Origin of the sequence: Flavonifractor sp. An10, from assembly GCF_002161215.1 — a bacterium.
Lineage (GTDB): Bacteria > Bacillota > Clostridia > Oscillospirales > Oscillospiraceae > Flavonifractor > Flavonifractor avistercoris.
In genome coordinates, this window is record NZ_NFMB01000002.1 from 145,267 (window position 1) to 169,310 (window position 24,044).

20 protein-coding genes are annotated in these 24,044 nt (G+C 47.3%); 18 read left to right on the forward strand and 2 right to left on the reverse strand.

Annotated elements, in window-relative coordinates; genetic code table 11:
* The first annotated feature begins 18 nt into the window (after nucleotides 1-18).
* From B5E42_RS03475 to B5E42_RS03500, 6 genes are all read left to right on the forward strand, one after another.
* Nucleotides 19-2,469 carry a type I restriction-modification system subunit M gene (locus B5E42_RS03475; RefSeq protein ID WP_087236772.1) on the forward strand — a complete coding sequence of 817 codons (2,451 nt, stop codon included), beginning with the start codon at nucleotides 19-21 and terminating at the stop codon, nucleotides 2,467-2,469.
* The gene (locus B5E42_RS03480; protein ID WP_204244370.1) at nucleotides 2,463-4,265 is read left to right on the forward strand and encodes a restriction endonuclease subunit S; all 1,803 of its coding nucleotides are present in this window, start codon (nucleotides 2,463-2,465) and stop codon (nucleotides 4,263-4,265) included. The genes B5E42_RS03475 and B5E42_RS03480 overlap by 7 nt, the downstream gene beginning before the upstream one ends.
* A gap of 24 nt (nucleotides 4,266-4,289) precedes the next feature.
* A complete protein-coding gene (locus B5E42_RS03485; RefSeq protein ID WP_087236773.1) occupies nucleotides 4,290-5,456 on the forward strand; it encodes a DUF3800 domain-containing protein in 1,167 nt (388 codons plus the stop codon).
* Nucleotides 5,453-8,545, forward strand: coding sequence for an HsdR family type I site-specific deoxyribonuclease (locus B5E42_RS03490; RefSeq protein ID WP_087236774.1), 3,093 nt, complete (start codon nucleotides 5,453-5,455; stop codon nucleotides 8,543-8,545). The genes B5E42_RS03485 and B5E42_RS03490 overlap by 4 nt, the downstream gene beginning before the upstream one ends.
* Nucleotides 8,545-9,252, forward strand: coding sequence for a SprT family zinc-dependent metalloprotease (locus B5E42_RS03495; protein ID WP_087236775.1), 708 nt, complete (start codon nucleotides 8,545-8,547; stop codon nucleotides 9,250-9,252). Before B5E42_RS03490 ends, B5E42_RS03495 begins: the two co-directional genes overlap by 1 nt.
* A gap of 71 nt (nucleotides 9,253-9,323) precedes the next feature.
* Nucleotides 9,324-11,198 (forward strand): AbiA family abortive infection protein, encoded by a 1,875-nt coding sequence (locus B5E42_RS03500; protein WP_204244371.1) that lies wholly within the window; start codon nucleotides 9,324-9,326, stop codon nucleotides 11,196-11,198.
* Nucleotides 11,199-11,660: 462 nt separating this feature from the next.
* Here B5E42_RS03500 and B5E42_RS03505 read toward each other — a convergent pair whose 3' ends face one another.
* Nucleotides 11,661-12,149 carry a helix-turn-helix transcriptional regulator gene (locus B5E42_RS03505; protein WP_087236777.1) on the reverse strand — a complete coding sequence of 163 codons (489 nt, stop codon included), beginning with the start codon at nucleotides 12,147-12,149 and terminating at the stop codon, nucleotides 11,661-11,663.
* A 303-nt stretch (nucleotides 12,150-12,452) separates the two neighbouring features.
* Between B5E42_RS03505 and B5E42_RS03510 the strand changes: the two genes are divergently transcribed.
* The 5 genes from B5E42_RS03510 (at nucleotide 12,453) to B5E42_RS03530 (ending at nucleotide 15,947) form a co-directional block, all read left to right on the forward strand.
* A complete protein-coding gene (locus B5E42_RS03510) occupies nucleotides 12,453-12,656 on the forward strand; it encodes a DNA-binding protein (protein WP_087236778.1) in 204 nt (67 codons plus the stop codon).
* Nucleotides 12,657-12,658: 2 nt separating this feature from the next.
* The gene (locus B5E42_RS03515; RefSeq protein ID WP_054338625.1) at nucleotides 12,659-13,741 is read left to right on the forward strand and encodes a site-specific integrase; all 1,083 of its coding nucleotides are present in this window, start codon (nucleotides 12,659-12,661) and stop codon (nucleotides 13,739-13,741) included.
* 4 nt (nucleotides 13,742-13,745) lie between these two features.
* Complete coding sequence (locus B5E42_RS03520; protein ID WP_087236779.1) at nucleotides 13,746-14,081, forward strand: hypothetical protein; 336 nt, start codon at nucleotides 13,746-13,748, stop codon at nucleotides 14,079-14,081.
* On the forward strand, nucleotides 14,071-15,246 hold the full coding sequence (locus B5E42_RS03525) for an AAA family ATPase (RefSeq protein ID WP_087236780.1): 1,176 nt from the start codon (nucleotides 14,071-14,073) through the stop codon (nucleotides 15,244-15,246). The genes B5E42_RS03520 and B5E42_RS03525 overlap by 11 nt, the downstream gene beginning before the upstream one ends.
* Before the next feature lie 455 nt (nucleotides 15,247-15,701).
* Nucleotides 15,702-15,947 (forward strand): DUF6061 family protein, encoded by a 246-nt coding sequence (locus B5E42_RS03530; protein ID WP_087236781.1) that lies wholly within the window; start codon nucleotides 15,702-15,704, stop codon nucleotides 15,945-15,947.
* A gap of 67 nt (nucleotides 15,948-16,014) precedes the next feature.
* Here the strand turns inward: B5E42_RS03530 and B5E42_RS03535 are convergent, their stop codons facing one another.
* Nucleotides 16,015-16,257, reverse strand: coding sequence for a helix-turn-helix transcriptional regulator (locus B5E42_RS03535; RefSeq protein WP_087189584.1), 243 nt, complete (start codon nucleotides 16,255-16,257; stop codon nucleotides 16,015-16,017).
* A gap of 97 nt (nucleotides 16,258-16,354) precedes the next feature.
* On the opposite strand from B5E42_RS03535, the gene B5E42_RS03540 reads away from it, so the two are divergent.
* The 7 genes from B5E42_RS03540 (at nucleotide 16,355) to B5E42_RS03570 (ending at nucleotide 24,039) form a co-directional block, all read left to right on the forward strand.
* On the forward strand, nucleotides 16,355-16,816 hold the full coding sequence (locus B5E42_RS03540; protein ID WP_306820345.1) for a hypothetical protein: 462 nt from the start codon (nucleotides 16,355-16,357) through the stop codon (nucleotides 16,814-16,816).
* Between the two features lie 71 nt (nucleotides 16,817-16,887).
* On the forward strand, nucleotides 16,888-17,112 hold the full coding sequence (locus B5E42_RS03545) for a helix-turn-helix transcriptional regulator (RefSeq protein WP_087236782.1): 225 nt from the start codon (nucleotides 16,888-16,890) through the stop codon (nucleotides 17,110-17,112).
* Nucleotides 17,109-18,836 carry a class I SAM-dependent DNA methyltransferase gene (locus B5E42_RS03550; RefSeq protein WP_087236783.1) on the forward strand — a complete coding sequence of 576 codons (1,728 nt, stop codon included), beginning with the start codon at nucleotides 17,109-17,111 and terminating at the stop codon, nucleotides 18,834-18,836. The genes B5E42_RS03545 and B5E42_RS03550 overlap by 4 nt, the downstream gene beginning before the upstream one ends.
* On the forward strand, nucleotides 18,833-19,525 hold the full coding sequence (locus B5E42_RS03555; RefSeq protein WP_087236784.1) for a hypothetical protein: 693 nt from the start codon (nucleotides 18,833-18,835) through the stop codon (nucleotides 19,523-19,525). The genes B5E42_RS03550 and B5E42_RS03555 overlap by 4 nt, the downstream gene beginning before the upstream one ends.
* The gene (locus tag B5E42_RS03560) at nucleotides 19,518-20,798 is read left to right on the forward strand and encodes a restriction endonuclease subunit S (RefSeq protein WP_087236785.1); all 1,281 of its coding nucleotides are present in this window, start codon (nucleotides 19,518-19,520) and stop codon (nucleotides 20,796-20,798) included. The genes B5E42_RS03555 and B5E42_RS03560 overlap by 8 nt, the downstream gene beginning before the upstream one ends.
* Before the next feature lie 3 nt (nucleotides 20,799-20,801).
* The gene (locus tag B5E42_RS03565) at nucleotides 20,802-21,020 is read left to right on the forward strand and encodes a hypothetical protein (RefSeq protein WP_087235176.1); all 219 of its coding nucleotides are present in this window, start codon (nucleotides 20,802-20,804) and stop codon (nucleotides 21,018-21,020) included.
* Nucleotides 21,021-21,036: 16 nt separating this feature from the next.
* The gene (locus tag B5E42_RS03570; protein ID WP_087236786.1) at nucleotides 21,037-24,039 is read left to right on the forward strand and encodes a type I restriction endonuclease; all 3,003 of its coding nucleotides are present in this window, start codon (nucleotides 21,037-21,039) and stop codon (nucleotides 24,037-24,039) included.
* The last annotated feature ends 5 nt before the right edge of the window (nucleotides 24,040-24,044 follow it).

Sequence of the window (24,044 nt, forward strand, 5' to 3'; positions counted from 1 at the left end):
TGAAATGGAAAGATACCAATGGCAATTAAAAAGAGTGAAATTTATAGTCAGATTTGGGCTGCATGCGATAAATTGCGAGGCGGCGTAGAACCTGCTCGTTATAAGGATTACATTCTGACACTTTTGTTTGTAAAGTATGTGTCTGATCGCTTCAAGAGTAGTGACAATTGGGACATTGAAGTGCCCGATGGAGGCAGCTTTGACGATATTGTTGCCTTAAAATATAAGAAAAACATTGGCGAAGGCATCAATATCATCATTGGCAAGCTGGCAGAAGCCAACGACTTGAAAGGCATTATCGACATTGCCGACTTCAACAGCGAGGAACTGGGCACCGACAAGGAAGCGGTAGATAAGCTCTCTGGTCTCGTGGAAATTTTCCAGAAACCGGAGTTGGACTTCACCAACAACCGTGCTGGCGGTGATGACATTTTGGGCGACGCCTACGAATTTTTGATGCGGAAATTTGCCCAGGATTCCGGCAAGAGCAAGGGCCAGTTCTATACACCGGGCGAAGTCTCTCGGATTATGGCAAAGGTGATTGGTATTGATAAAGCCACCGATCCCAGCATGACAGTCTACGATCCTGCTTGCGGTTCCGGTTCGCTGCTGATTCGTGCGGCGGATGAGGCCCCCTGCGAGATCTCCATCTATGGACAAGAAAAGGATAACTCCACCGCCGGTCTTGCACGCATGAATCTGGTCCTGCACAACAAGGGTGCTGGTGTCATTGTCGGCAATAAAAGCACCTTGTCTGCACCCCAGTATAAAGATGAGAACAACCCTGAACTGCTGAAAACCTTCAACTATATCGTAGTGAATCCGCCCTTCTCGGATAAATCTTGGATGGACGGCATTACGATACCTGACTCTTATGGGAGATACAGCGAGACAGTGTTGGGCGTGCCGCCGGAGAAAAATGGTGACTATGCTTGGCTGCTGCATGTTCTGAAGTCCCTAAAATCTACCGGTAAAGCAGCCATTATTCTGCCTCACGGTGTATTGTTCCGTGGTAACGCTGAAGCAGATATTCGCAAAAGGATTATTGACCGAGGCTATATCAAGGGGATTATTGGCTTACCTGCAAACTTGTTCTATGGCACAGGAATTCCTGCTTGTATTCTGGTGCTGGACAAAGAGGATGCTGCGGAACGTACCGGCATTTTTATGATTGATGCCAGCAAAGGCTTTGTAAAAGACGGTAACAAGAACCGTCTGCGGGAACAGGATATTCACAAGATCGTGACTACCTTCCTTACAATGGATGAATCGGACCCCAAGTATGCCCGGTTCGTTCCCAACGAAGAAATCAAAATCACCAACGAGTACAACTTGAATATTCCGCGCTATATTGACAGCAGTGAGCCGGAAGATTTACAGGACATCAATGCCCACCTAAACGGTGGCATTCCGGAAATCGATGTGGACAGCATGGCGGAATATTGGGCAGTGTTTCCCTCCTTGAAAGAAATCCTGTTCCAGCCATTGCACCCGAGGTATCTGCGCCCGGTAGTGGACAAGGACGAAGTTGTCTCTACAATTACTTCCAATCCGGAATTTATCCGCCATGCTGATCAGGTAGACAATGCTTATTCTCGCTGGAAAGAAACTGTTACCAACGATTTGATGGGGCTGGGCAAAGATATTCAGCCGAAAAAGTTGATTGCCAAAATTTCCGAGCAGCTTCTGGATGATTTTGCCCAGGTGGCGCTTCTCGATAAATACGATGTCTATGAAGTGCTGATGGAGTACTGGGCAGAGACCATGCAGGACGATGTGTATGCGGTTTGCTATGATGGCTATGAGGCCGGGCGAGAAATTGCCTATGAGTATGTGACCAAGAAGAAAAAAGAAAACGGCCAGACCATTGAGGTCAAGCCCGATAAGATCAAGGGCTTTGAGGGTAAGCTGCTCCCCAAGGCTTTGATTGCTGCACACTTTTTTGAGGAGGATGTCAAGGCCTTGGATACCCTCCGAGGCCAACTGGATGAGGTGTCTGGCAATCTGGAAGAAATGGCTGAAGAAAACGGCGGCGAGGATGGACTGTTTGCTCAGCTGGACGATCTGAAAAAAGCCACCATCAGCGCCCGAATTAAGGCAATCAAGAATGATCCCGCAGCCAAGGAAGAATTGGCTGCATTAAAAGAGTATATGTCCCTGTTGGACGCCGAAAGCAATTACAAAAAGGCAATTAAGCAGGCCGAGGCAGACCTGGACACCAAACTGGAGAAAAAATACCCCCAGCTGACACTCGAGGAGATTCGACATCTGCTGGTGGAGGAAAAGTGGTTTGCCGCTATTTATAGCGGGATTGATGCCATTCACGAGGCGGTATCTCACCATCTTTCTGCCCGTGTGACCCAGCTGGTAGAGCGGTATGAGTATACCCTGAAAGAATGTGAGGAAGAAGTGGAGCAGTACGAAGCCAAGGTTAAATCTCATCTGGAAAGGATGGGGTTTGTATGGTAAAGGAAATGAAGAAAACGTCATTAGGTTTACTGCCTAACGATTGGGATGTTGATATACTTGAGCATCGTTTGAAAATTCAAACAGGTAGTAGAAACACTGAAGATAAACAAGAAAACGGCAAGTATCCTTTTTTTGTTCGCTCCTCGAAAATTGAACACATTGGCACATATCACTATGATTGTGAGGCTATTCTAACCGCAGGCGATGGAGTCGGAACAGGAAAAGTTTTTCATTATATTAATGGAAAATTTGATGCTCATCAAAGGGTCTATATACTGACGGAATTTGAGGGTATTAAAGGGAAATATTTTTATTACTATTTTCGAGAAAACTTTTTGAATGAAGTGTCTAAATACACTGCAAAGTCTTCTGTAGACTCTGTTCGCAGAGATATGATTGCTAAAATGGCAGTTCCTATTCCCAAAATTGAAGAACAGGTCGCTATTGCTGAAGCCCTTTCCGATGTAGATAGCCTGATTTCCTCCCTGCAAAAGCTGATTGAGAAAAAGAAAGCCATTAAGCAGGGAGCTATGCAGGAACTGCTCACCGGCAGAAAACGCCTTCCGGGTTTTAGTGGAGAGTGGAAGCATGGGGTATGGAAAGATGTCCTGACTGGATTTTACAGCGGCGCAACTCCATATCGAGGTAAGGCTGATTACTATAAAGGTAATATTAGATGGGTATCTAGTGGAGAACTTAACTATAATATTATTACAGATACAATAGAGCATATATCCGAAAGAGCACAAAGCGAAACATCCCTGACGATGCATCCAGCAGGAACATTTTTAATGGCTATAACAGGGTTGGAGGCTGCAGGAACAAGAGGAAGCTGCGCAATCTTAGGTAAAGAAGCGACAACAAATCAGTCATGTATGGCCATTTATGGAACAGATAAAATGGTGATTCCTTATTTATACCACTATTATTTGTTGAATGGTGAAAGGTTGGCATTTCAGTACTGTCAAGGAACTAAGCAACAAAGTTACACAGCAGCGATTGTTAAGGAACTTCCAATTTATTACCCTTGTGATATAGCTGAACAGCGGGCTATCGCTCAAGTTCTTTCGGATATGGACAGCGAAATTGAGCTGTTGGAAAAGAAACTGGCCAAGTACCAGCAGATCAAGCAGGGCATGATGCAGGAGTTGCTCACCGGGCGGATTCGGCTGGTAGATGCAGATGTCAAAAAGTCGCCGGAGGCACACATGGTTCGGGAAAAACAGCATCAACCGACACACAATCAGCATTTTGATGATGCGGTCATGATTGCAGGAATTGTGAATGCATTCTATTCCGAGAAGTATCCCCTGGGGCGCAAAAAAGTTCAGAAGCTGCTCTATCTGGTTCGCCGCAAGGAGCAGGCGGATATTTCTGCCTTCCATAAAAAAGCGGCCGGTCCATACGCTGATGAGATCCGCTATAAAGGTGGCGAGCCGATTGCTCAGAAAAACAAGTATATCCAGGTCAAAAGAAGCGAAAAGGGCAGCCGTTTTGAAAAAGGTGTGCAGATGCAGCAGGCGTTGACCTATTTGCAGGACTGGGGAAAGCAGGCGGATATTGATTGGCTGGTGTCACAGTTCCAGTACACAAGTGTCAATGAACTGGAGCTTTTGGCAACGGTAGATATGGCAATCTGCGACTTGCGGCGGGAAGGTAAGGAAACTTCCGTAGCTTCGATTAAAGACTTGATCCATTCCAATAAAGAATGGAGAGATAAGCTGAAAAAGACCTATTTCCGAGATTCGGATATTCAGCGAGCAATTAAAAAGTGCGAAGATCTATTTGAAAGCTAATATCCACGGGAGGTGACATGTTTAATGCGTCTATTTCTAGATGAAGCAGGAAACACTGGTGGCATAACTGATAAGAATACAAAACTAAATTATGGAACACAGCGCCATTTTTGTTTGGCAGCTGTTGTTACTCATGATATGCAAAGTGAACAGCTGCTTCATCAGAAATATACAGCATTTAAGAGTCAATTTGCATCTGAGAAAGAGCTGAAAGGAAACTCCCTGTTTACAAAAGAAAATAACAATGCTCTAGAATACTTCTTGGACAATATTTTAGATGATATCCATTTTTCGATATGTTTGTATGATAAAAAATTCTACCTGGCATCGCTTTTGCTATTTGCCATTTTGGGAGAACAAGCAAGAGAACAGTTCCCGGTAGAATATTACTCGTTGGTGAGTGACCTTTCGCAAGAAAAAGATGAGCTATTTGCTACATTCTGCAAACTAACAAAGCGAGCTACAGAGACAAGTGTGCACGAACTGTTTGAATACTTAAAGAACTATTCATATCAACATATTCCAACGTCTGGAAATGGATTAGTTTGGGCTGTTTCAGAGATTCAGAACAGAGGAATTGAAGAAACGTTTGTAAATGACTTTCTAAAGTTTGGAAGTTATTCAAATCGGAAATTTGCTAATCTTATTAATCTTAATGCTCTCTCAGAGTTGTTGGAAGTAATTGAAATTGAGCGCAACTGTGATACCAGAAAAATTGATATTGTTCATGATAATATTTCAGGTATCGATGAAATGTTAAAACAAGAACTTAAACATTTCGATGTGGCTGTTAAGTTTGCAGATAGTCAAGCAGAGGAACTGATTCAACTGGCAGACAATGTCGCAAGCATCTTTTGTAAAATAATAAATACCATCGTACGATGCTGGGATACAAAAACGGAGTGGTCACCTGAAAATGAGTGGATATTAACGCAGTCCGCACGATTCTTGAAAAAAATAGGAACGCGAAACATAAAGTTTACTGTTCCAATCCAAAGTTGGGCATTAACCTTTTGTGTGATGGATATGTTTGATCCCCAATACCCAAAGGAAATGCGCAAGAACCTATTTTTTAATCCAAGATACCAGTATTGGAACCAAGCAATTGTTCAAAATATTGCTGAGTTGGATTTTTCGCGACATGCAGCTTGCTTCGATGAATTATATTCAAACGAAGGAGGAAAGCCATGAGTATTGGCCAACGGGAAAAAGCCACGCAGAAGCGTGTCATAAAACTATTTGTCCAGGAACTTGGGTACACCTATCTGGGCGATTTCACCGAGCGAAAAAACGCCAATATTGAAACCGAACTGCTGACGAAATTTCTGACCCGCAAGGGCTATTCGCCGGTACTTATCAACCGCGCCTTGAAGGAGCTGCAAGATGCCGCCGGAGATCAGTCGGTGAACCTCTATGATTTGAACGAGCAGACTTATAAAAAGCTGCGCTATGGGGTCAAGGTCAGCGAGTCTGTTGGCCAGCATAAGATCACAGTCCAGTTTGTGGATTGGGAGCATCCGCTGGAAAATGATTTTTACATTGCCGAAGAAGTAACCATCAAACACAAGCGCCCTGATTTGGTGCTGTACATCAACGGCATCGCTTTTGCTGTCATCGAGCTGAAGCGCAGCACAGTTTCCATGTCGGAGGGCATCCGCCAGAACCTGACCAACCAGCGCCCGGATATGATCATGCAGTTCTTTGCCACCATTGGGCTTGTCCTGGCTGGCAATGATTCGGAGGGGGCGCGTTACGGTACCACCGGCACACCAGAAAAGTATTATCTTTCCTGGAAAGAAGATCCCAATGCCAAAGATGAGGTTTCCGTAGCGGTACGCACTCAAATCGAAAAATATCCCCTGCGTCTGGACAAAAACCTGATTTCTCTGTGCCGGAAAGAGCGGCTTGTAGAGCTGCTGCATAATTTCATTGTGTTTGACAGTGGGGTAAAAAAGACCTGTCGGCCTAATCAGTTCTTTGGCAATATGGCAGCACGGGATTTTGTGCGGCGTCATGAGGGCGGTATCATCTGGCATACCCAAGGCTCCGGAAAATCCTTGACCATGGTGTGGCTCAGCAAGTGGATTAAGGAGAATGTTTCTGACAGCCGTATCCTGATTATCACCGACCGGGACGAACTGGATGTACAGATTGAACAGGTGTTTGCCGGGGTCAATGAGAGCATTGTCCGCATTCGCCGGGGAAGCGAATTGATTCAGAAGATCAACGACACCTCGCCCGTCATGATGTGTTCCTTGATCCATAAGTTTGGCAAGAAAAACAGAAGCAAGAGCGGCGAGTCCGATTATACTGGATTTATTGAGGAGCTGAAACGCTCACTGCCGGAAAACTTTTCTCCCAAAGGCGATTTCTATGTCTTTGTGGATGAATGTCACCGCACCCAATCTGGCAAGCTCCACAAAGCGATGGAGACCATTTTGCCAAATGCCACTTTTATCGGTTTCACCGGTACTCCGTTGATGAAAAAGGATAAGGAGACCAGTCTTGAGGTATTTGGCCCTTATATCCATCGCTACAAGTTTGATGAAGCGGTGCGGGATAAGGTAGTTCTGGATTTGCGTTATGAGGCCCGAGAGGTGGAGCAGAATGTTGTCCAGCAGGATCGGATCGACGCCTGGTTCGAGGCAAAAACGCGCGGGCTGACGGGTGTGGCAAAGGCTAAGCTGAAGCAGCGTTGGGGTAATCTGCAAAAGATGTTCAGTTCCAAAGCTCGCCTGGGACAGATTGTAGCGGATATTGTTTTTGATATGGAGACAAAACCACGCCTGCATGACGGACGGGGTAATGCCATGCTGGTGGCTGGCAGTATCTATCAGGCGTGCAAATTCTATGAATTGTTCCAGGAGACCGAGCTGAAGGGCAAGTGCGCCATCGTGACTTCTTACGAACCAGCGGTGGGTGATATTCGCACTGAAACCGTAGGTGATGATGGTGAGACCGAGGCTGTGGAGCAATACGAGATCTACATGAAGATGCTGGGTGGAAAAGACCCGAAGGCATTTGAAAAAGAGGTCAAGGAAAAGTTTATCAAGCAGCCGGAACAGATGAAACTTCTGATTGTGGTTGACAAGCTCCTGACAGGCTTTGATGCTCCGCCTGCCACTTATCTGTATATTGATAAGTCTATGCGAGACCATGGCTTGTTCCAAGCAATCTGCCGCGTCAATCGTCTGGATGGTGAAGATAAGGAATTTGGGTATATTATTGACTACAAAGACCTGTTTCGATCCTTGGAAAATGCGGTTGCAGACTATACCTCCGAAGCATTTGACTGCTACGATAAGGAAGATGTCTCCGGCCTGCTGACAGATCGTTTAGACAAGGCTAAGGAACAGCTGGAGGATTCGCTGGAAGCTCTGCGTGCACTGTGCGAACCTGTGGCTCTGCCTAAAGATATGGTAGACTACTACCATTATTTCTGCGGTACCAACACCGAAGCCTTTGACTTGGATGAATTGGAAGAGAATATGCCCAAGCGGGAACAGCTTTACAATCTGTCAGCAGCAGCTCTTCGCGCTTTTGGTGAAGTATCGGGCGAATTGCAGGAAAAGTACCACTATACTGTGGAACAGATTAAGGCGCTGGAGAGAGAAGTTACCTACTACATCAAGGTGCGTGATGATGTGCGTTTGGCCAGCGGTGACTATGTGGATTTGAAGAAATATGATCCGGACATGCGCCATTTAATCGATACCTATTTGTCGGCCGATCCCAGTCGTGTGTTGACTTCCTTTGGAGGAGCAACATTGGTCGAGCTGTTGGTAGACAACGGAATTTCCGCGCTGAAGGATATGCCTTCCTCTACACCCAAAGAGCAGGAAGCAGTTGCAGAGACTATCGAAAACAATATTGGCAAGGAAATTGTTGAGAGAACCCAAAGCAACCCCAAATACTACGAGAAGATGTCTGCACTCCTTCGTGAATTGATTGAAAAACGCAAAAATGACGTGATCAACTATGAGGAATATCTACGTCAGATTGTGGAACTGGCAAGGAAGGTACATAAGCCGGAAAGCGGCACAGAATATCCTCCAGGAATCCGGGAGAGTGCCGCTAAGCGCGCCTTTTATGACCATCTCAACGGGGATACGGTTATGGCCAATCAGATATATGGCGCTGTCATGTCCAGCAAACAGGATAATTTCCGGGGAAGCAAAATCAAAGAGCGCAAAATCTGGCGTGCTATTCGTGCTGTCGTAAAAGATGATCGGGAAGCCGATCAGTTGCTTGCATTGGTAAAGGAGCAGAGTGAATTCTAGTGGGTGAACTGCAAATCGGCAACATGAGTATTGCCGTTACAAAAAAGAACATCAAGAATATGTACATTCGCGTTCTGCCGCCCGATGGGAAAGTTCAAATTACTGCACCGCACTCTGCTGGGGATGACGCGATCCGAATGTTTGCGGTATCCAGAATTTCCTGGATTAAAAAGCAGCGTGCGAGCTTTGAAGCTCAAGCACGTCAAACAAAGCGACAGTATGTGACCGGAGAGAGTTACTATGTCTGGGGGCGGCGTTATCGTCTGGATGTGCAATACTCAAATGTTAGGAATGAGGTATCCCTTACAGGCGGGTATCTGATTTTGCAAGTGCGGTCTGAAAGCACTCCGGAGCAGCGCGAGCGTGTTTTGAATGATTGGTATCGGGAGCAACTTAAACGCAAGCTGCCGGAAGTGATTCAAAAATGTGAACAGGTTGTAGGTGTCCATGCATCTGAGTGGAAGGTCAAAAACATGCGTACCAAATGGGGAACCTGCAATATAGACCGAAAAAGGATTTGGATTAACCTCCAGCTTGCAAAGAAAACTCCAGAGTGTCTCGCTTATGTCGTGACCCATGAATTGGTGCACTTGCTGGAGAGAAATCACAATGAGCAATTCCAGAAATATATGGACGCCTTTTTCCCGGAGTGGCGAGTAGTAAAGGAAACACTGAATCAGCAAATGCTGGATTATATGAGCGAGTAAGCTGCCCGTTATTTGAAGGCAGATATCACAGCTACCTATAATAACGCAAATTGAGAAAAGGTGGGATGTGCTTGTTTGGGATCTCTTATGATACTTGGAAAAAAGTTTGCGGTATGTACTTTACACTAGGGATAGGATCTCAAAAGGCATATTTGCAATGGTTCCCGTTTACAAAGCTATCATCTGATGACAAAAAAATTATCTCTGGAGAGGATTTTTATAACCGGTATATAAGAACAGCTTCATTTATGCTTTTTCCTCCTGCTATGCATCAATCAGAAAATTATCTGCAAAAAGGTGATGGCAGTTTCAGAGACTCATCCCTTATTGCTCCGATTCTGTTTTTGTTTTTGCAGTCGGTAGGAATGGAAATACACAATCAATATGCGCCTATTAGACCGTCAGATATATCCGTTTATTATGCCGGTAACTATGAGCATTTGCGCCCCAAATACAAACAGGACTATGATGATTTTTTTAAAGAACTAAATGCCTCTATTGATGAGTATCAATATTTTATCAAAACAGACATTACCAATTTCTTTGCAAATATAAGTGTGGACAAGCTGATTGCACAAGTAGATAAAGTTTGCAACTCTAATGCAGTAGTTTTCTCTCAAACACAGTTACACTTATTTAAAGAATTGCTTACATACTGCGGTAATGGCAGATTTCCACTTATTGAAAATAGTGTTGCCTCATCATTTCTTGCAACAGTTGTCTATCTTGATGCTGTGGACAAGGCTCTGCACGAATATATCTCAAAGAATGTTACGGCATTTTCTTCTTTCCACATTGTTCGTTATGTTGACGATATGTACATCCTTATTTCCTCAGACAAGCCTATAGGATATTTGCATGAGGCTTACAATGAAATAAGAAATGAGTATTCATCAATTCTCAAAGATTACGGATTAGCATTGAATGCTAAAAAATGTTGTTTGAAAGAATCGAAAGAAATCAACGAAGAACTTAAAAAATCATTATATGATGAATACTTCAGCGGACAAAAACATAATATTGAAGAACTTTTCTCTGGTGCTCTATGCCGTTTCTTGAAGGATCTGTCTATCGAATTGCTTTTGGATAGTATTGATATAGAAAGATATAATGAACTAATTAATAAACATTTTTCCTCGAACGATATAGAATTTACCCCAAGCGAAGTTTTTAATTATTTTGTATATGAAAATGAAGATGAATTAAAATCTGAGCCTGTGGTAAAAGAGATTGTTGGACTCGTTGAGCAAAGCATATCATTTATCAATCTTGATCCTAAGCGGCTGACAGTAATGATTATGAAAACCCAAAGCGATAAGGCTATTAAGGGATTCTTAAATCAGCTTTTTAGAAAAAATCGTTTAGATAAGTGGAATTCCTATGATACAACCATAGCGATTTCATATTTAATACAAAGCGAATTCAGACACATAGATTTGCTGGAGATTCTTTCTAATCGACATCCAAATCTTTATAGCTATTATTTATTCCACTGCAAAAGTAGCACAATCCATTGTTTTGATTTATGGAGGGTAAAGAAGTTAGGCGAAATTGTTGCCCGGGATGACAAAGCCCACTATCTTTACTTCATGCACTTATGCGAGATGAAACGAGCAAACTATATGGCTGCTTTTGCTTATTTCAAAAATTATTTTGATCGAGTAACAGCGGATTTAGATTTTGTAGCCGGAAATGATCCAAGTCTTAAAAAGCCTAATTACAATATGTTTTACAGGGAAGGAATGCTTATAAGGTTTTACACTGGCGTTGACGATAGCAAAACTGTTATCGAGAATGCTCACAAATTAAGAAATGCCAACCCATTATCGCACGCCTCCTCTCAATTGCTTGACAGCAATGACACATCAAAAGATTTATGTAAGTCCATAAAAGCTCTTTCGAAGTTGATATATGGATATATAGACAAGCACAAGGAACAGGCTTGATTTGGATTTGGAGAATCGATATAATATAGATGTTCTCGTGGCAACACCATGGCAACAAAAAATCAGATAGCCTCTACTATCTGAATAATGAAAAGAATACCAATAATCCGAGCTAAATCCCATAAGCAAATCTGTTTAGAAAACTTCTGACAGGAGCGAGTGGGAATAAGCAAAAAGTGGATATGAGGGCCCGCAAACCCTTGAAAATACTGACTTTTTGATTTTTCAAATCCCCATTTGATAGCAGATTGATAGCACTCGTCAAATCCCGATTTATTGAGTTTGAAAAGAAAAATCGGGTGGCTTGCGAGTAGCCTAAAAATCCTCATCTTTTTATTCATAAGTAAAAGGTCTAACTGATTTTTGCTGATCAGTTAGACCTTTTTTATTTTGCTCTCATTTATCTGAATTTTCTGATTTTACGCAACAAACGGCCTTTCCCGTGGCCTACAAGTGAGAGGGTCAGATCAGACCCTCCGGCGGTACCTTAGCGCGGATCTGGCTGCTGTCGTACTCCGGGTAGTGGTAACGCCAGCGGTCGTAGTCCTCCTGAGAAATCTCTCCGGCCTCCAGCTTGGCGGCCTGCTCCCGCCAGGCCCAGAGCATCTCGTGCAGTTGAGCGGCATCCTTATTTTTGCGGAAATCTACCTGCAAGGCAAGCTCACTATCTTGCTCCGTGATCTTCAGCCCGTAGTTGTCCTCCAGGGTAAACAGGGTGTGCATGAGCCCTATATAGGAGTCTATATCCGGGACGGAAAGGGCATGGGGCGAGACATCCAGTACCTGCGCCAGGGCAGCAGTCAGATCGGCCTTAGGGGTTCTTGACCCTGTTTCGTACTGCGCAAGACGCACATCGGCAGACTTCTCCGGGAAGCCCAGCGCCATACCGAGATATTTCTGTGTCATCCCCCGCAGGAGACGGAAAAAGTGAATCCGTTCGCCAATCGCCATACATCCAGCTCCCATCTATGGTTGTTCTTATATGAAACATAGCATATTTGCTTAGTGTTGTCAAGGTAATCTAAGCAAATTTATTTAATAATATTTCTTCTAAAAGGCTTGAACTAAGCTTATATGTATAGTATTATAAGGACACTAAGCATATACGCTTAGATAATATAGCGTATCAAATGGCCCGCCAGATTTTTGGTTGCGAAACAGAGAAAAAGTGGCGGACATAAGTAAGGAGGCATTTATGAAACACAACGCTTGCAGTCCACAGTCACCAACGACTAAGAAAGGAAGGTATTTATCATGGCAAACCAGATTTTTATGCGCGTCAATGAAGTGGCCGAGGAGCTGGGGGTGTCCGTACCCTACGCCTATAAGCTCATCCGGCAGATGAACGAGGAACTGGCGAAAACCGGCTGCATCACGATTTCCGGCCGGATCGACCGCAAGTTCTTCCACGAGAAGTTTTATGGCACGAGAACCGAAACAGCGAGAAAGGGGGAGTAATCATGGCAGCGTTTAAAAACAAGGACAACGGCACCTGGTATGTGCAGTTCCGCTACACCGACTGGAAAGGTGAGCGCCAGCAGAAGCTCAAAAGGGGCTTTGCCACCAAGCGAGAGGCGCTGGAATGGGAACGGGAGTTCCTGATGGAAAAGCAGGCCGATGTGAACATGACCTTTGAGAGCTTCGTCGCCCTCTATGAGAGGGACATTAAGCCCAAGTTGAAGCTCAACACCTGGCTCACCAAGGAGAGCATTATCAAAAAGAAAATCCTGCCCTATTTTGCCAAGCGGAAGCTTTCGGAGATCACAGCCAAGGACATTATGCGCTGGCAGAACGAGATCCGGGAGATGCGGGACTGTCACGGCAAGCCCCTGTCAAAAACTTACCTTAAAACCGTTCACAATCAACTTAGTGCAATTTTCAACCATGCTGCCCGGTTTTACGGCCTGAACCTCAACCCGGCCCGGCAGGCGGGCAACATGGGGGCGGAGGAGCGGAAGGAAATGCTGTTCTGGACCCGGGAGGAGTACACTAAGTTTTCCGAGGCCATGATGGATAAGCCGCTGTCCTTCTACGCCTTTGAGGTGCTTTACTGGTGCGGCATCCGGGAGGGTGAGCTGCTGGCCTTGACCCCGGCGGACTTCGATTTTGAGAAGCGCACCCTCACCATCAATAAGTCCTATCAGCGGCTCAACAAGCAGGATGTCATTACCACCCCCAAGACACCAAAGAGCAACCGGGTGATTCAGATGCCCCAGTTTCTCTGTGACGAGCTTCAGGACTACCTTAAGCAGCTCTATGGCGTGGAGCCGGACAGCCGGATGTTCCCCATCAGCAAAAGCTATCTTCACCGGGAAATGGACCGTGGCTGCAAGCAAACTGGGGTGAAAAGGATTCGCATACACGATTTGAGACATAGCCACATCAGTTTGTTGATCGACATGGGCTTTACCGCCCTGGCTATTGCGGAGCGCGTAGGACACGAGAGCATCGACATCACCTACCGCTACGCTCATTTGTTCCCCACCCGTCAGGTGGAAATGGCCGATAAGCTGGATTCACTGAAAAATGAGAAGGGAGTGTAAGAAAATGTCCAAGAAGAACTACGATAACCACAACCGCTGGAGGAACAAGACGGTGGCTTTCCGGGTGTCGGCGGAGGAAGACCTCCATCTGGAAGCCCTGGTGAAGCTCACAGGCCTGACCAAGCAGGACTACATCATCCGGCGGCTGCTGGAACGGGATGTGGTGGTCCAGGGCAACCCCAGGGTCTACAAGGCCCTGCGGGACCAGCTGGCCGCCGTGCTGGACGAACTCCGCCGGATCGAAGCTGGGCAGGGCGTAAACGGCGAGCTGCTGGACACCATCCAGATGATCGCCACCATTATGAACGGGATGCAGGAGGATTTCGCCTATGATCAATGAAAAAAAGAAAATGACCGCCCAGGGCTCATCTGTTGGCGCAGATGATGGGCAGTCAATCTCTCAAAATTCCAAGACCACTATACCAGACCTAGGCGAAAAAAGCAATTCCTCCGAAAGAGATTTGGAGGAACTTTACCGGAAAATGCGCCGTATGAGTGACCCCGCATACCTGCATACTGTGACCCTGGACGAGCTGATGGACAATGTATTTGAGGGCAAGTCTGCGGTGATTGAGAACCTGCTTTATACAGGAGCGTACATCCTTGCCGGAGCGCCCAAAATCGGCAAGTCTTTCTTGGTTGCACAGATCGCTCACCATATCAGTACCGGGCAGGACTTGTGGGGCTACAAGACCCATCAGGGGACTGTTCTCTACTTGGCGTTGGAGGATGACGAGAGCCGGTTACAGCGCCGGATGTTCCGAATGTTCGGAGTGGAGGGGACAAGCTCCCTCCACTTCGCTACCAACGCTAAGATGATCGGCGGTGGCCTGGATGAACAGCTGGAAAAGTTCGTCCGGGAACACAGTGACACCAAACTTATTATTGTGGATACCCTGCAAAAAGTTCGGGAAGCGGTGAGCGACAGCTACAGCTATTCCAGCGACTATGAGGTAATCGGTAAGCTGAAACAATTTGCTGACCGATATGGCGTCTGCGTCCTGATCGTTCACCACACCAGAAAGCAGCCTGCGGGGGATAGTTTTGAGATGATCTCGGGCACCACCGGCTTGTTGGGCTGTGCGGATGGGGCACTCTTGATGCAGAAGGAAAAGCGGACAGATAGCAAGGCCACTCTGGAAGTGGTAGGCAGAGACCAGCCGGATCAGCGGCTGTATCTGAGCAAGGACCAGGAGAACCTAATTTGGAGCCTCGACTATGCAGAGAATGAGCTTTGGAAGCAGCCCACGGACCCGGTACTGGAAGCCGTGGCAAAGATCGTATCCTCCGAGAACCGCGAATGGGAAGGGAGTCCTACGGAGCTGGCCCAGGCAATTCAAACGGATATGGCGGTAAACCGGCTCACCAAGCATCTGAATGTGAATGCCAGCCGTCTGTTGGAAGAACATCAGGTAAAGTACGAGAACAAAAGCAAACACGCCGGACGGCGTATCCGGCTGACCTACATGGTGGTGGAAGCACCCGTGTTTGAAGTAATCGGGTAAAGCGCGACGCTCGCAACGGTCGCGACGGTGTTTTGAGGGGTACTCCCAGCACCGTTGCGACCGTCGCCACCGTCGCGGAAAGGAACAACTGGGGTGGTATTTTACCACCTCATCTTCCAGGAGGGAGCCCCATTTTAGGGCGCCCTAAAAGTACCAGAGGATGTCGCGATTCACGACACCCTATGTCTCGAAACAGAGCACCGGGTACAGGGGCAAAAAGCGTTCGGAGAACGCGCAGCCACAGAATAAAATTCTGTGTTCAAAAGGGGCTTGGGGGCGTTGCCCTCAACAAGCAGACGGCAGGAAATGTGAGTGTGTATTAACACTCGCATTGCTTGCCGGATTTGTGTGTGGCTATCCACACGCATTGCTTGCCTGTATCTAAAACAACCGAAACGCCCCTTGTGCCGCTGCGGAAAATTAACCGAAATTCAAGTATTTGGGAGGCAACGACTATGAGGAAAATTTTGTCCTGTGAGTTCAACCTGGACACTGCCCGCGTAGAGCTGTGTCTGGAGGACGGGACACTGCTCTCCATCGACTGCACGGCCGTGGAGAACGAACTAGCAAGCAGTATGTACCAGCGGTCGGAGCTAGACTGGCTGATCTATAATGATCCACTGGCCTATGCTGAGCTGATTTTGAATGGTGACCCGGAACTATATCTAAAGGCTGTAACAAAGAAAGCTCCCTTGGGCTGAATTTCCAATTAAGAAAAAGAAACCCGCCTGCATTCATACCACCTATATGGATGCGGACGGGTTATTTCTATTGAATTTCCTGTTCCAAATTCCGGAACAGTTCAGAATTGAAAAAATCCTCAATCGTGATTCCCAGACCATCGCAGAGTTTCTTGATTGTAGAAACTGTTGCGCTGCGGTTCCGACCACTAACGATGTTGTTTACTGTGGATTGGGTCACACCGCTCATGCTACAGAGCTTGTTGATGGAAATATCGCGCTCGCTGCACAGCTCCAAAATGCGCTCCTTAACAGCTTCACCGATGTTCATGGGTATCACCTCTCTTCACTGATGATGATACCCGGTTCCTCTTGAAAAGATTAACCCTCTTGAGTTAATATAACTCAAAAGGGTTGGAGGTCATAAGATGGGCATGAAGAGCTGTTTTTTCATCGGGCACCGGGAGGCATCGGAAGAAATTTATCCGGTATTGTATGCGGCTGTTGAGCAGCACATTGTTGAATATGGCGTCACAGAATTTATCGTCGGTCACTATGGTGGATTTGACCGCCTTGCAGCGTCAGCAGTCAAAGAAGCAAGGCGTTTCTACCCAGAAGTGAAGCTCACTTTACTGCTGCCATACCATCCGGAGGAGCGGCCTACCCCAACTCCAGATGGATTTGACAGCACCTTCTATCCACCGGGAATGGAAAGCGTCCCGCGCAAGATCGCAATCGTGAGAGCAAACCGCTATGTTGTGGATCATGTAGACTACCTCATCGCCTACGCGTGGCACCCTGCCAGCAATGCACGCGAGCTGGTGGAGTATGCAAAAAGGCGAGAAAACAAAGGCTCTCTTTTCATAACATTGATAAAGCCTAATGATTAGACATGAAGTTGAGTTTTTCACGAAAAAGTGATAAAATAAGCCCAAGCATTAACTGCCTTGGAGGTACTAAAATGGCGATTTGTTATGACCGCTTATTCCATCTGATGATTGACAAAAAGATAAGCAACGCACAGCTAAAAGAGAAGGCCGGTTTTAGTGCCAATATTATCACCCGCTTAAAGCGGAATGAGTATGTTTCCATCGAAAGCATTGAGAAAATCTGCCGCGTGTTGGAGTGCGGTGTGGACGATATTCTGGAATTTGTTCCAGAGGAAAAGGAAGGAAAAGAAGCATGAGCCTGAGTGCCAACGTAAGTGAAAAAGCCGCCCTGATCTGGGCGATTGCAGATAAATTGACTGGCGTGTATAAGCCCCATGAATACGGCGAGGTGATCCTGCCCCTCACGGTGATTCGCCGCTTCGACTGTATCCTGGCCGACACCAAGGATGCGGTGCTGGAAAAGTTTGAATCCGTGAAGAATCTCCCGATGCGGGATGTGCTGCTGCGCAACGCTTCCGGCAAGGCGTTTTACAACACCAGCAAGTTCACCTTTGAGCGGCTGCTGGACGATCCGGACAACATCGAGGCCAACTTCCGGGACTACCTGAACGGCTTCTCGGAGAATGTTCAGGACATCCTGGAAAAGTTCAAGTTTGACGGACAGATCACCACCATGGCCAATAAGGGAATTCTCTATATTGTCATCAAGGAGTTCACCACTCCCAAGGCCAACCTGCACCCGGATGTGATTTCCAACCTGGAGATGGGCTACATCTTTGAGGAAATTATCCGCCGGTTCTCTGAGTCTCACAACGAGGACGCCGGACAGCACTATACCCCCAGAGAAGTGATCCAGCTGATGGTAAACATTCTGTTTTACGATGACAACGATATGCTGTCCGGGAACAATGTGGCGAAAACCATCTATGACCCGGCCTGCGGTACCGGCGGTATGCTGTCGGTGGCGGAGGAGTATTTGCATCAGCTCAACGCCTCCACCGAGCTGATGGCCTTTGGCCAGGAGCTGAACGACCAGACCTTTGCCATCTGCAAGGCGGATATGCTCATCAAGGGCAACAACGCCGACTTCATCAAGGACGGCAACACCCTGTCCGACGACCAGTTCGAGGGCCAGACCTTCGACTATGTGCTGTCCAATCCGCCCTTTGGCCGGGAGTGGAAGAACGAAAAAGCGGCGGTGGAAGCCGAGTCCAAGCGGGGCTTTGCCGGGCGGTTCGGCCCCGGCCTGCCTGCGGCCAGCGACGGGCAGATGCTGTTCCTGCTCACTGCTATTTCCAAAATGAAAGAACCCAAGGACGGCGGCAGCCGCATTGCCATCATCCACAACGGTTCGCCCCTCTTTACCGGCGACGCCGGCAGCGGCCCCTCCGAGATTCGCAAGTATATACTGGAGAATGATCTGCTGGAGGCCATCATCGCTCTGCCCAATGATATTTTCTACAATACCGGTATTGCCACCTATATCTGGGTGCTGTCCAACAAGAAGGCCGGGACCCGCCGGGAGGGTAAGGTGCAGCTCATCAACGCCAACGGTCTGTATGAAAAGCGCCGTAAGGCCCTGGGCAACAAACGCAACGACATCCCGGAGAGCGCCATCCAGGAGATCACCCGGTTGTACGGCGACTTTGTGAAGAGCGAGATCAGCAAGATTTTTGACACCACCGACTTTGGCTATACCAAGATCACGGTGGAGCGCCCGCTGAAGGACGAGAACGGCCATCCGGTGCTCAAGAAGGGCAAGCCCCAGCCGGACACCGCCCTGCGGGACACGGAGAATGTGCCGCTGAAAGAGGACATTCAGACTTACTTTGAACGGGAAGTGCTGCCCTTTGCACCGGATGCCTGGATTGACGAGAAAAAGGCCAAGGTGGGCTATGAGATCCCATTCACCCGGTATTTTTACAAGTATGAAGCCCCCAAACCCTCGGCGGAGATCATGCAGGAGATCCTGGCCATTGAAGCGGAGTTGGACGGCGCTCTGGCGGAGGTGTTCGAATGAATATAGTTCCTATCATGATGGATGAAAGTGGAGCAATTGTAGAAAGCAACCTCTTAATGAAGATTACTAAAGAGCAATATGCAGAAGATATTCTGTCCGGGAAACTATATATGAACAGTCTCAGATATTTTCGGGAGTTGGAGCAGGAAGGCGTGGGGGATGAGCAGGAGGGCGCTCTATGTATAGGGGCAACAGGTGATTTGCTGTATAAAGGGCAAATCATTGCAAAAGTAAAAAATCTCAGAGCCTACTATGATTTTCCAGTATTTTGTGCATTGTCCGTTCCGCTAAATCAAGTAGGCGAAAGCGACTATGCATTTTTGATCCCGCAAAAGATGCTGAGAGAATTTATGTACGATAGAACATCCAAATACACAGCGGTTTTAATTAATCGATGTGATTTTGAAGAAAGACTCGAAAAGGCGCTGGTTCAGTACAAGATCATGGGATGTCTGGGAAAAGTACAATATTCAGATAAGATTATTTCCTATTCGTCTGAGGAGAAATTGAAAGTGGCTTTCTGTAAGAGAAAGAAATTTGCTTATCAAAATGAATGGCGAATTGCGCTTGATTTTCCTGTGGAAGACCGCTTTGTTCTTGATGTGGGGGATATATCGGATATTGCTTGTAAAGTACCCATAGATAATTCTGAACAAGAGATGAAAATAGAGGTGCATTTCCATGCGTGAAATGAAAGACAGCGGGATTGAATGGATCGGTGAGATTCCAAAGACATGGACTATTACGATTCTTTCGGCCCTTTTTTCTGAACGCAAATGTAAAAATAGTGGACTGGCCGAGAATAACCTTCTGTCACTCAGCTATGGAAATATTGTACGAAAGAATATTGAGTCTAACGAGGGACTTTTGCCTGCTTCATTTGAAACATACAACATCATTGAACCAGGAAACATTGTGTTCAGACTTACTGATTTACAGAATGACAAAAAAAGTCTTAGAACAGGCCTTTGTAAAGAACGGGGAATTATTACATCGGCATATGTGACCCTTCAAATTAGGAGCGATGATTCTCCTCGCTATATGCACTATCTTTTTCATACATATGATTTGTGCAAAGTCTTTTATGGAATGGGAGACGGTGTACGTCAGGGGATGAATTATGAAGATCTCAAGCGCCTGCGAATTTTGCGCCCGGATCAAGACACTCAGCGCCGCATTGCCGACTATCTCGACCATAAGTGTAGCCAGATTGACACTATTATTGCCAGGCAGCAGCAAGTGATCGAGAAGCTGAAGGCCTATAAGCTGTCCGTCATCACCGAAGCCGTCACAAAAGGTCTGAATCCCGATGTGCCTATGAAGGACAGCAGAGTGGAATGGATCGGGGAAGTTCCGGGCAACTGGACAAAAGTGAAGTTGAAGAACATTTGTCAGTTTATCAATGGAGATAGAAGTTCAAATTATCCCTCTCCCAATGAATATGTTGATAATGGTATTCCGTTTTTAGGCGCTGATTCTCTTTGCGGAAGATATGTTGACGTTACACAGAGCAAAAAAATCACAAAAGAAAAATATCATTCCATGGGCGGCGCAAAAATTCAAAAAGGGGATATTTTGTACACTTTAAGAGGTTCTACGATTGGGAAAAATGCCATAGCTACGTTCGATGAGGGAACAGTGGCCTCATCACTTATGGTTATTCGACCAATCTCACTTATTCCGGAGTATTTACTCTATTGGCTTAATTCAGAAGAAGAATTTAAACAACGACAGTCATATATCAATGGTTCCACAGCTCCTAACTTATCAGCTGAAAATGTTGGTTCGTTTGTTATGTTTTTACCACCTGCATTAGAGCAGAGGGAAATAGCTGATTATCTTGATACAAAATGTGCTGAAATAGAATTGACCATGCTAAAGAAGCAGGTGCTGATTGACCAGCTAGGTAACTACAAGAAATCCCTCATTTATGAGGTCGTGACCGGAAAGAAAGAGGTATAAGTCATGAACCCGCTTTATAACATTTGGAACTATAATTATATCCAGCAACAAGCCCAGCAGCAGTATCATCAAAATCAGGTACAACAAGTGCTGGAAGCGGCACACAAGTTGCAGGATTATCTGGACAGTGTGGACAAGGTCGATCCAGCATATCAGGGGGCTATGACGGCTGCTTGCTGCGGTGTTTTGCTGGACTATGCGAAGAAGCACGGCTTGATCTGAGAAAGAGGGTGGGAATGTGTCCGACTTTGATGTAAAAGAAAAACGCTTTGAGCAGGATATTGAGGAATACCTCACTACATACGGCGGCTATCAGAAGGGCGACCCCGCCGCCTTCAATCGGGAAAAGGCGCTGGACACCGGCACGTTCCTTTCCTTCATCCGCACCAGCCAGCCCAAGCAGTGGGAGCGGTTTGAAAAGATCTACGGCTCTGATAGCGAGCGGCAGCTCATTGAACGTTTTTGCCGGGAAGTGAAGATGGTAGGTCTGCTGAAAGTGCTACGCCAGGGCTTCACCGACCGGGGCATCAAGTTCCGGGCCGTGTTCTGGAAGCCGGAGACCTCTATCAACGAGACCAGCCAGGCCCAGTATGCCGCCAATATCCTCCACTGCACCCGGCAGCTTCACTATTCCCTGAGCAACGAAAACAGCATTGATATTGTCCTGTTCCTCAACGGTATCCCGGTGGTGTCCATGGAACTGAAATGTCAGTTTACCGGCCAGGACACCACCAACGCCATCCAGCAGTACAAGTTCGACCGAGCAGGGAAGGACGCTATCTTTGAGTTCAAAAACCGGGTACTGGTCCACTTTGCCGTGGATCTGACCAATGTGTACATGACCACCCGGCTGGAAGGGGAGAAAACCTATTTCCTGCCCTTCAACCAGGGCAGCAACGGGGCCGGAAATGTGGGCGGCAAGGGCAATCCCATCAACCCGGACGGCTACGACACCGCCTACCTGTGGGAGAATGTGCTGTGTAAGGACCGCCTGCTGGAGATTTTACATAAATACCTCCACTTGCAGCAGGAGAAGGACGAAAAGACCGGCGAAGTGAAGTCCGAGCGGATGATCTTCCCCCGGTATCACCAGCTGGATGTGGTGACCAAGCTGCTGGCCGATGTAAAAGCCAACGGCTCTGGCAAGAACTATCTCATTCAGCACAGCGCCGGTTCCGGCAAGTCCAACTCCATCGCCTGGCTGGCCCACCGGCTCACCGGCCTGCACGATAAACACGACGAGAAGATCTTCCAGTCTGTCATCATTGTCACCGACCGCCGGGTGCTGGACAGCCAGCTACAAAATACCGTTTACCAGTTCGATCATGTGGCGGGCGTAGTGCAGAAGATCGACAAGAACGCCCAGCAACTCCGGGAAGCCATTGAGGCCGGGACGGGCATCATCATCACCACCCTCCAGAAGTTCCCGGTCATCTACAAAGAAGTGCGCACCGGCAATAAGCGGTTTGCGGTCATTGTGGACGAGGCCCACTCCTCCCAGACCGGCGACGCCGCCCGCAAGCTGAAACGGGCGCTGGCCGATACAGAGAAGATTCTGGAAGAGTACGCCAAAGAGGAGTACGAGGAGGAGTCCAGGCGCAAGGACGATGAGGACAAACTGCTGGATGAACTGGCCGCTCAGGGTGTTCATGAAAATCTATCCTTCTTCGCCTTTACAGCCACCCCCAAGGACAAAACGCTGCAGATGTTCGGTCAGCGGGATGAAAACGGCAAATACCATCCATTCCATGTGTATTCCATGCGGCAGGCTATCGAGGAAGGCTTTATTCTGGATGTGCTGCAAAACTACATGACCTATAACATGTACTACAAGATTGCCAAGGCCATCCCCGACGACCCGGAGCTGGACACCGCCGCCGGTGTCCGTGCTATTCGCCAGTTTGAGACGCTGCACCCCCACAACATCTCTCAGAAAACAGCTATCATGCTGGAGCAGTTCTGCAATGTGACCCGGCACAAGATCGGCGGCAAGGCCAAGGCCATGATCGTGACGCCTTCCCGGCTCCATGCGGTGCGCTATCTGCTGGAGTTCAAGCGGCAGATCCAGGAGAAGGGCTACACTGACCTTGATGTGCTGGTGGCCTTTTCCGGCGAGGTGGAGGACAACGGGGAGACCTACACCGAGGAGAAACTGAACAAAACAAAATCCGGCGAGACCATCAAAGAGAAGGCTCTGCCGGAGGCGTTCCATACAGACGAATATGGGATGCTGATCGTGGCGGAAAAGTATCAGACCGGCTTTGACGAGCCGCTGCTGCACACCATGTTTGTGGACAAGAAGTTGTCCGGTGTGAAGGCCGTCCAGACTCTTTCTCGGCTGAACCGCACCATGCGGGGCAAGAAGGATACCTTTGTTCTGGATTTCGTCAACTCTGCTGAGGACATTCGCAAAGCTTTTGAGCCTTACTATGAGGAGACGGTGCTGGAGGAGGAGACCGACCCCAATGTGGTGTATGACCTGAAGAACACCCTGGACGAGTATCGGGTGTATCAGCAGATAGAGATTGACCGGTTTGCGGAGATTTTCTATTCCTCCAAGGAGCAGTCTAGCGGTGATTTGGGCAAGCTCCAGGGAACCATCCGTCCGGCGCTGGATCGATTTGAGGCACTGGAGGAGGAAAAGCAGGATCTCTTCAAGTCTACCTTAGCACGCTTCAACCGCATCTATGCCTTCATCACGCAGGTTTGCCGCCTGTTTGATAAGGAGATCCACAAGTTCAGCGTATACGCTAAGTTCCTCTATACCATGCTGCCCAAGGGTGGGCGGGATAAGGTCTATGTGGACGACAAGGTGCTGTTGGAATATTACCGGTTGGAAAAAGACTTCGAGGGCGGAATCCAGCTGGAGAGTACCCCGGAGGGCTTCCGTCCCATCACCGGTGAAGCTGGCCGCAGGGAAAAGAAGCGTGATCCGCTGACGGTCATCATTGAGAAAATCAACGAGAAGTACGGCACCAATTTTACCGAGATGGATAAGGTCCTGCTTCAGATGGAGAACGACTATGCCGCTCAGGACAAGTGGCACAACTACGCCCAGAATAACGACCGCAAGACCTTCATGCTGCTCTTTGAGAAAGATTTTCCAAATATGGCCGCCGCCCGCTATGAGCAAAACGAGGACTTCTTTGTGAAGATGTTCTCTGATCCTGATATGATGCGGCAGGTCATGGAAACGGTGGGGACGGTGCTGTATGAGAGGCTGAGAGGCCAAAAGGAATGATAGAG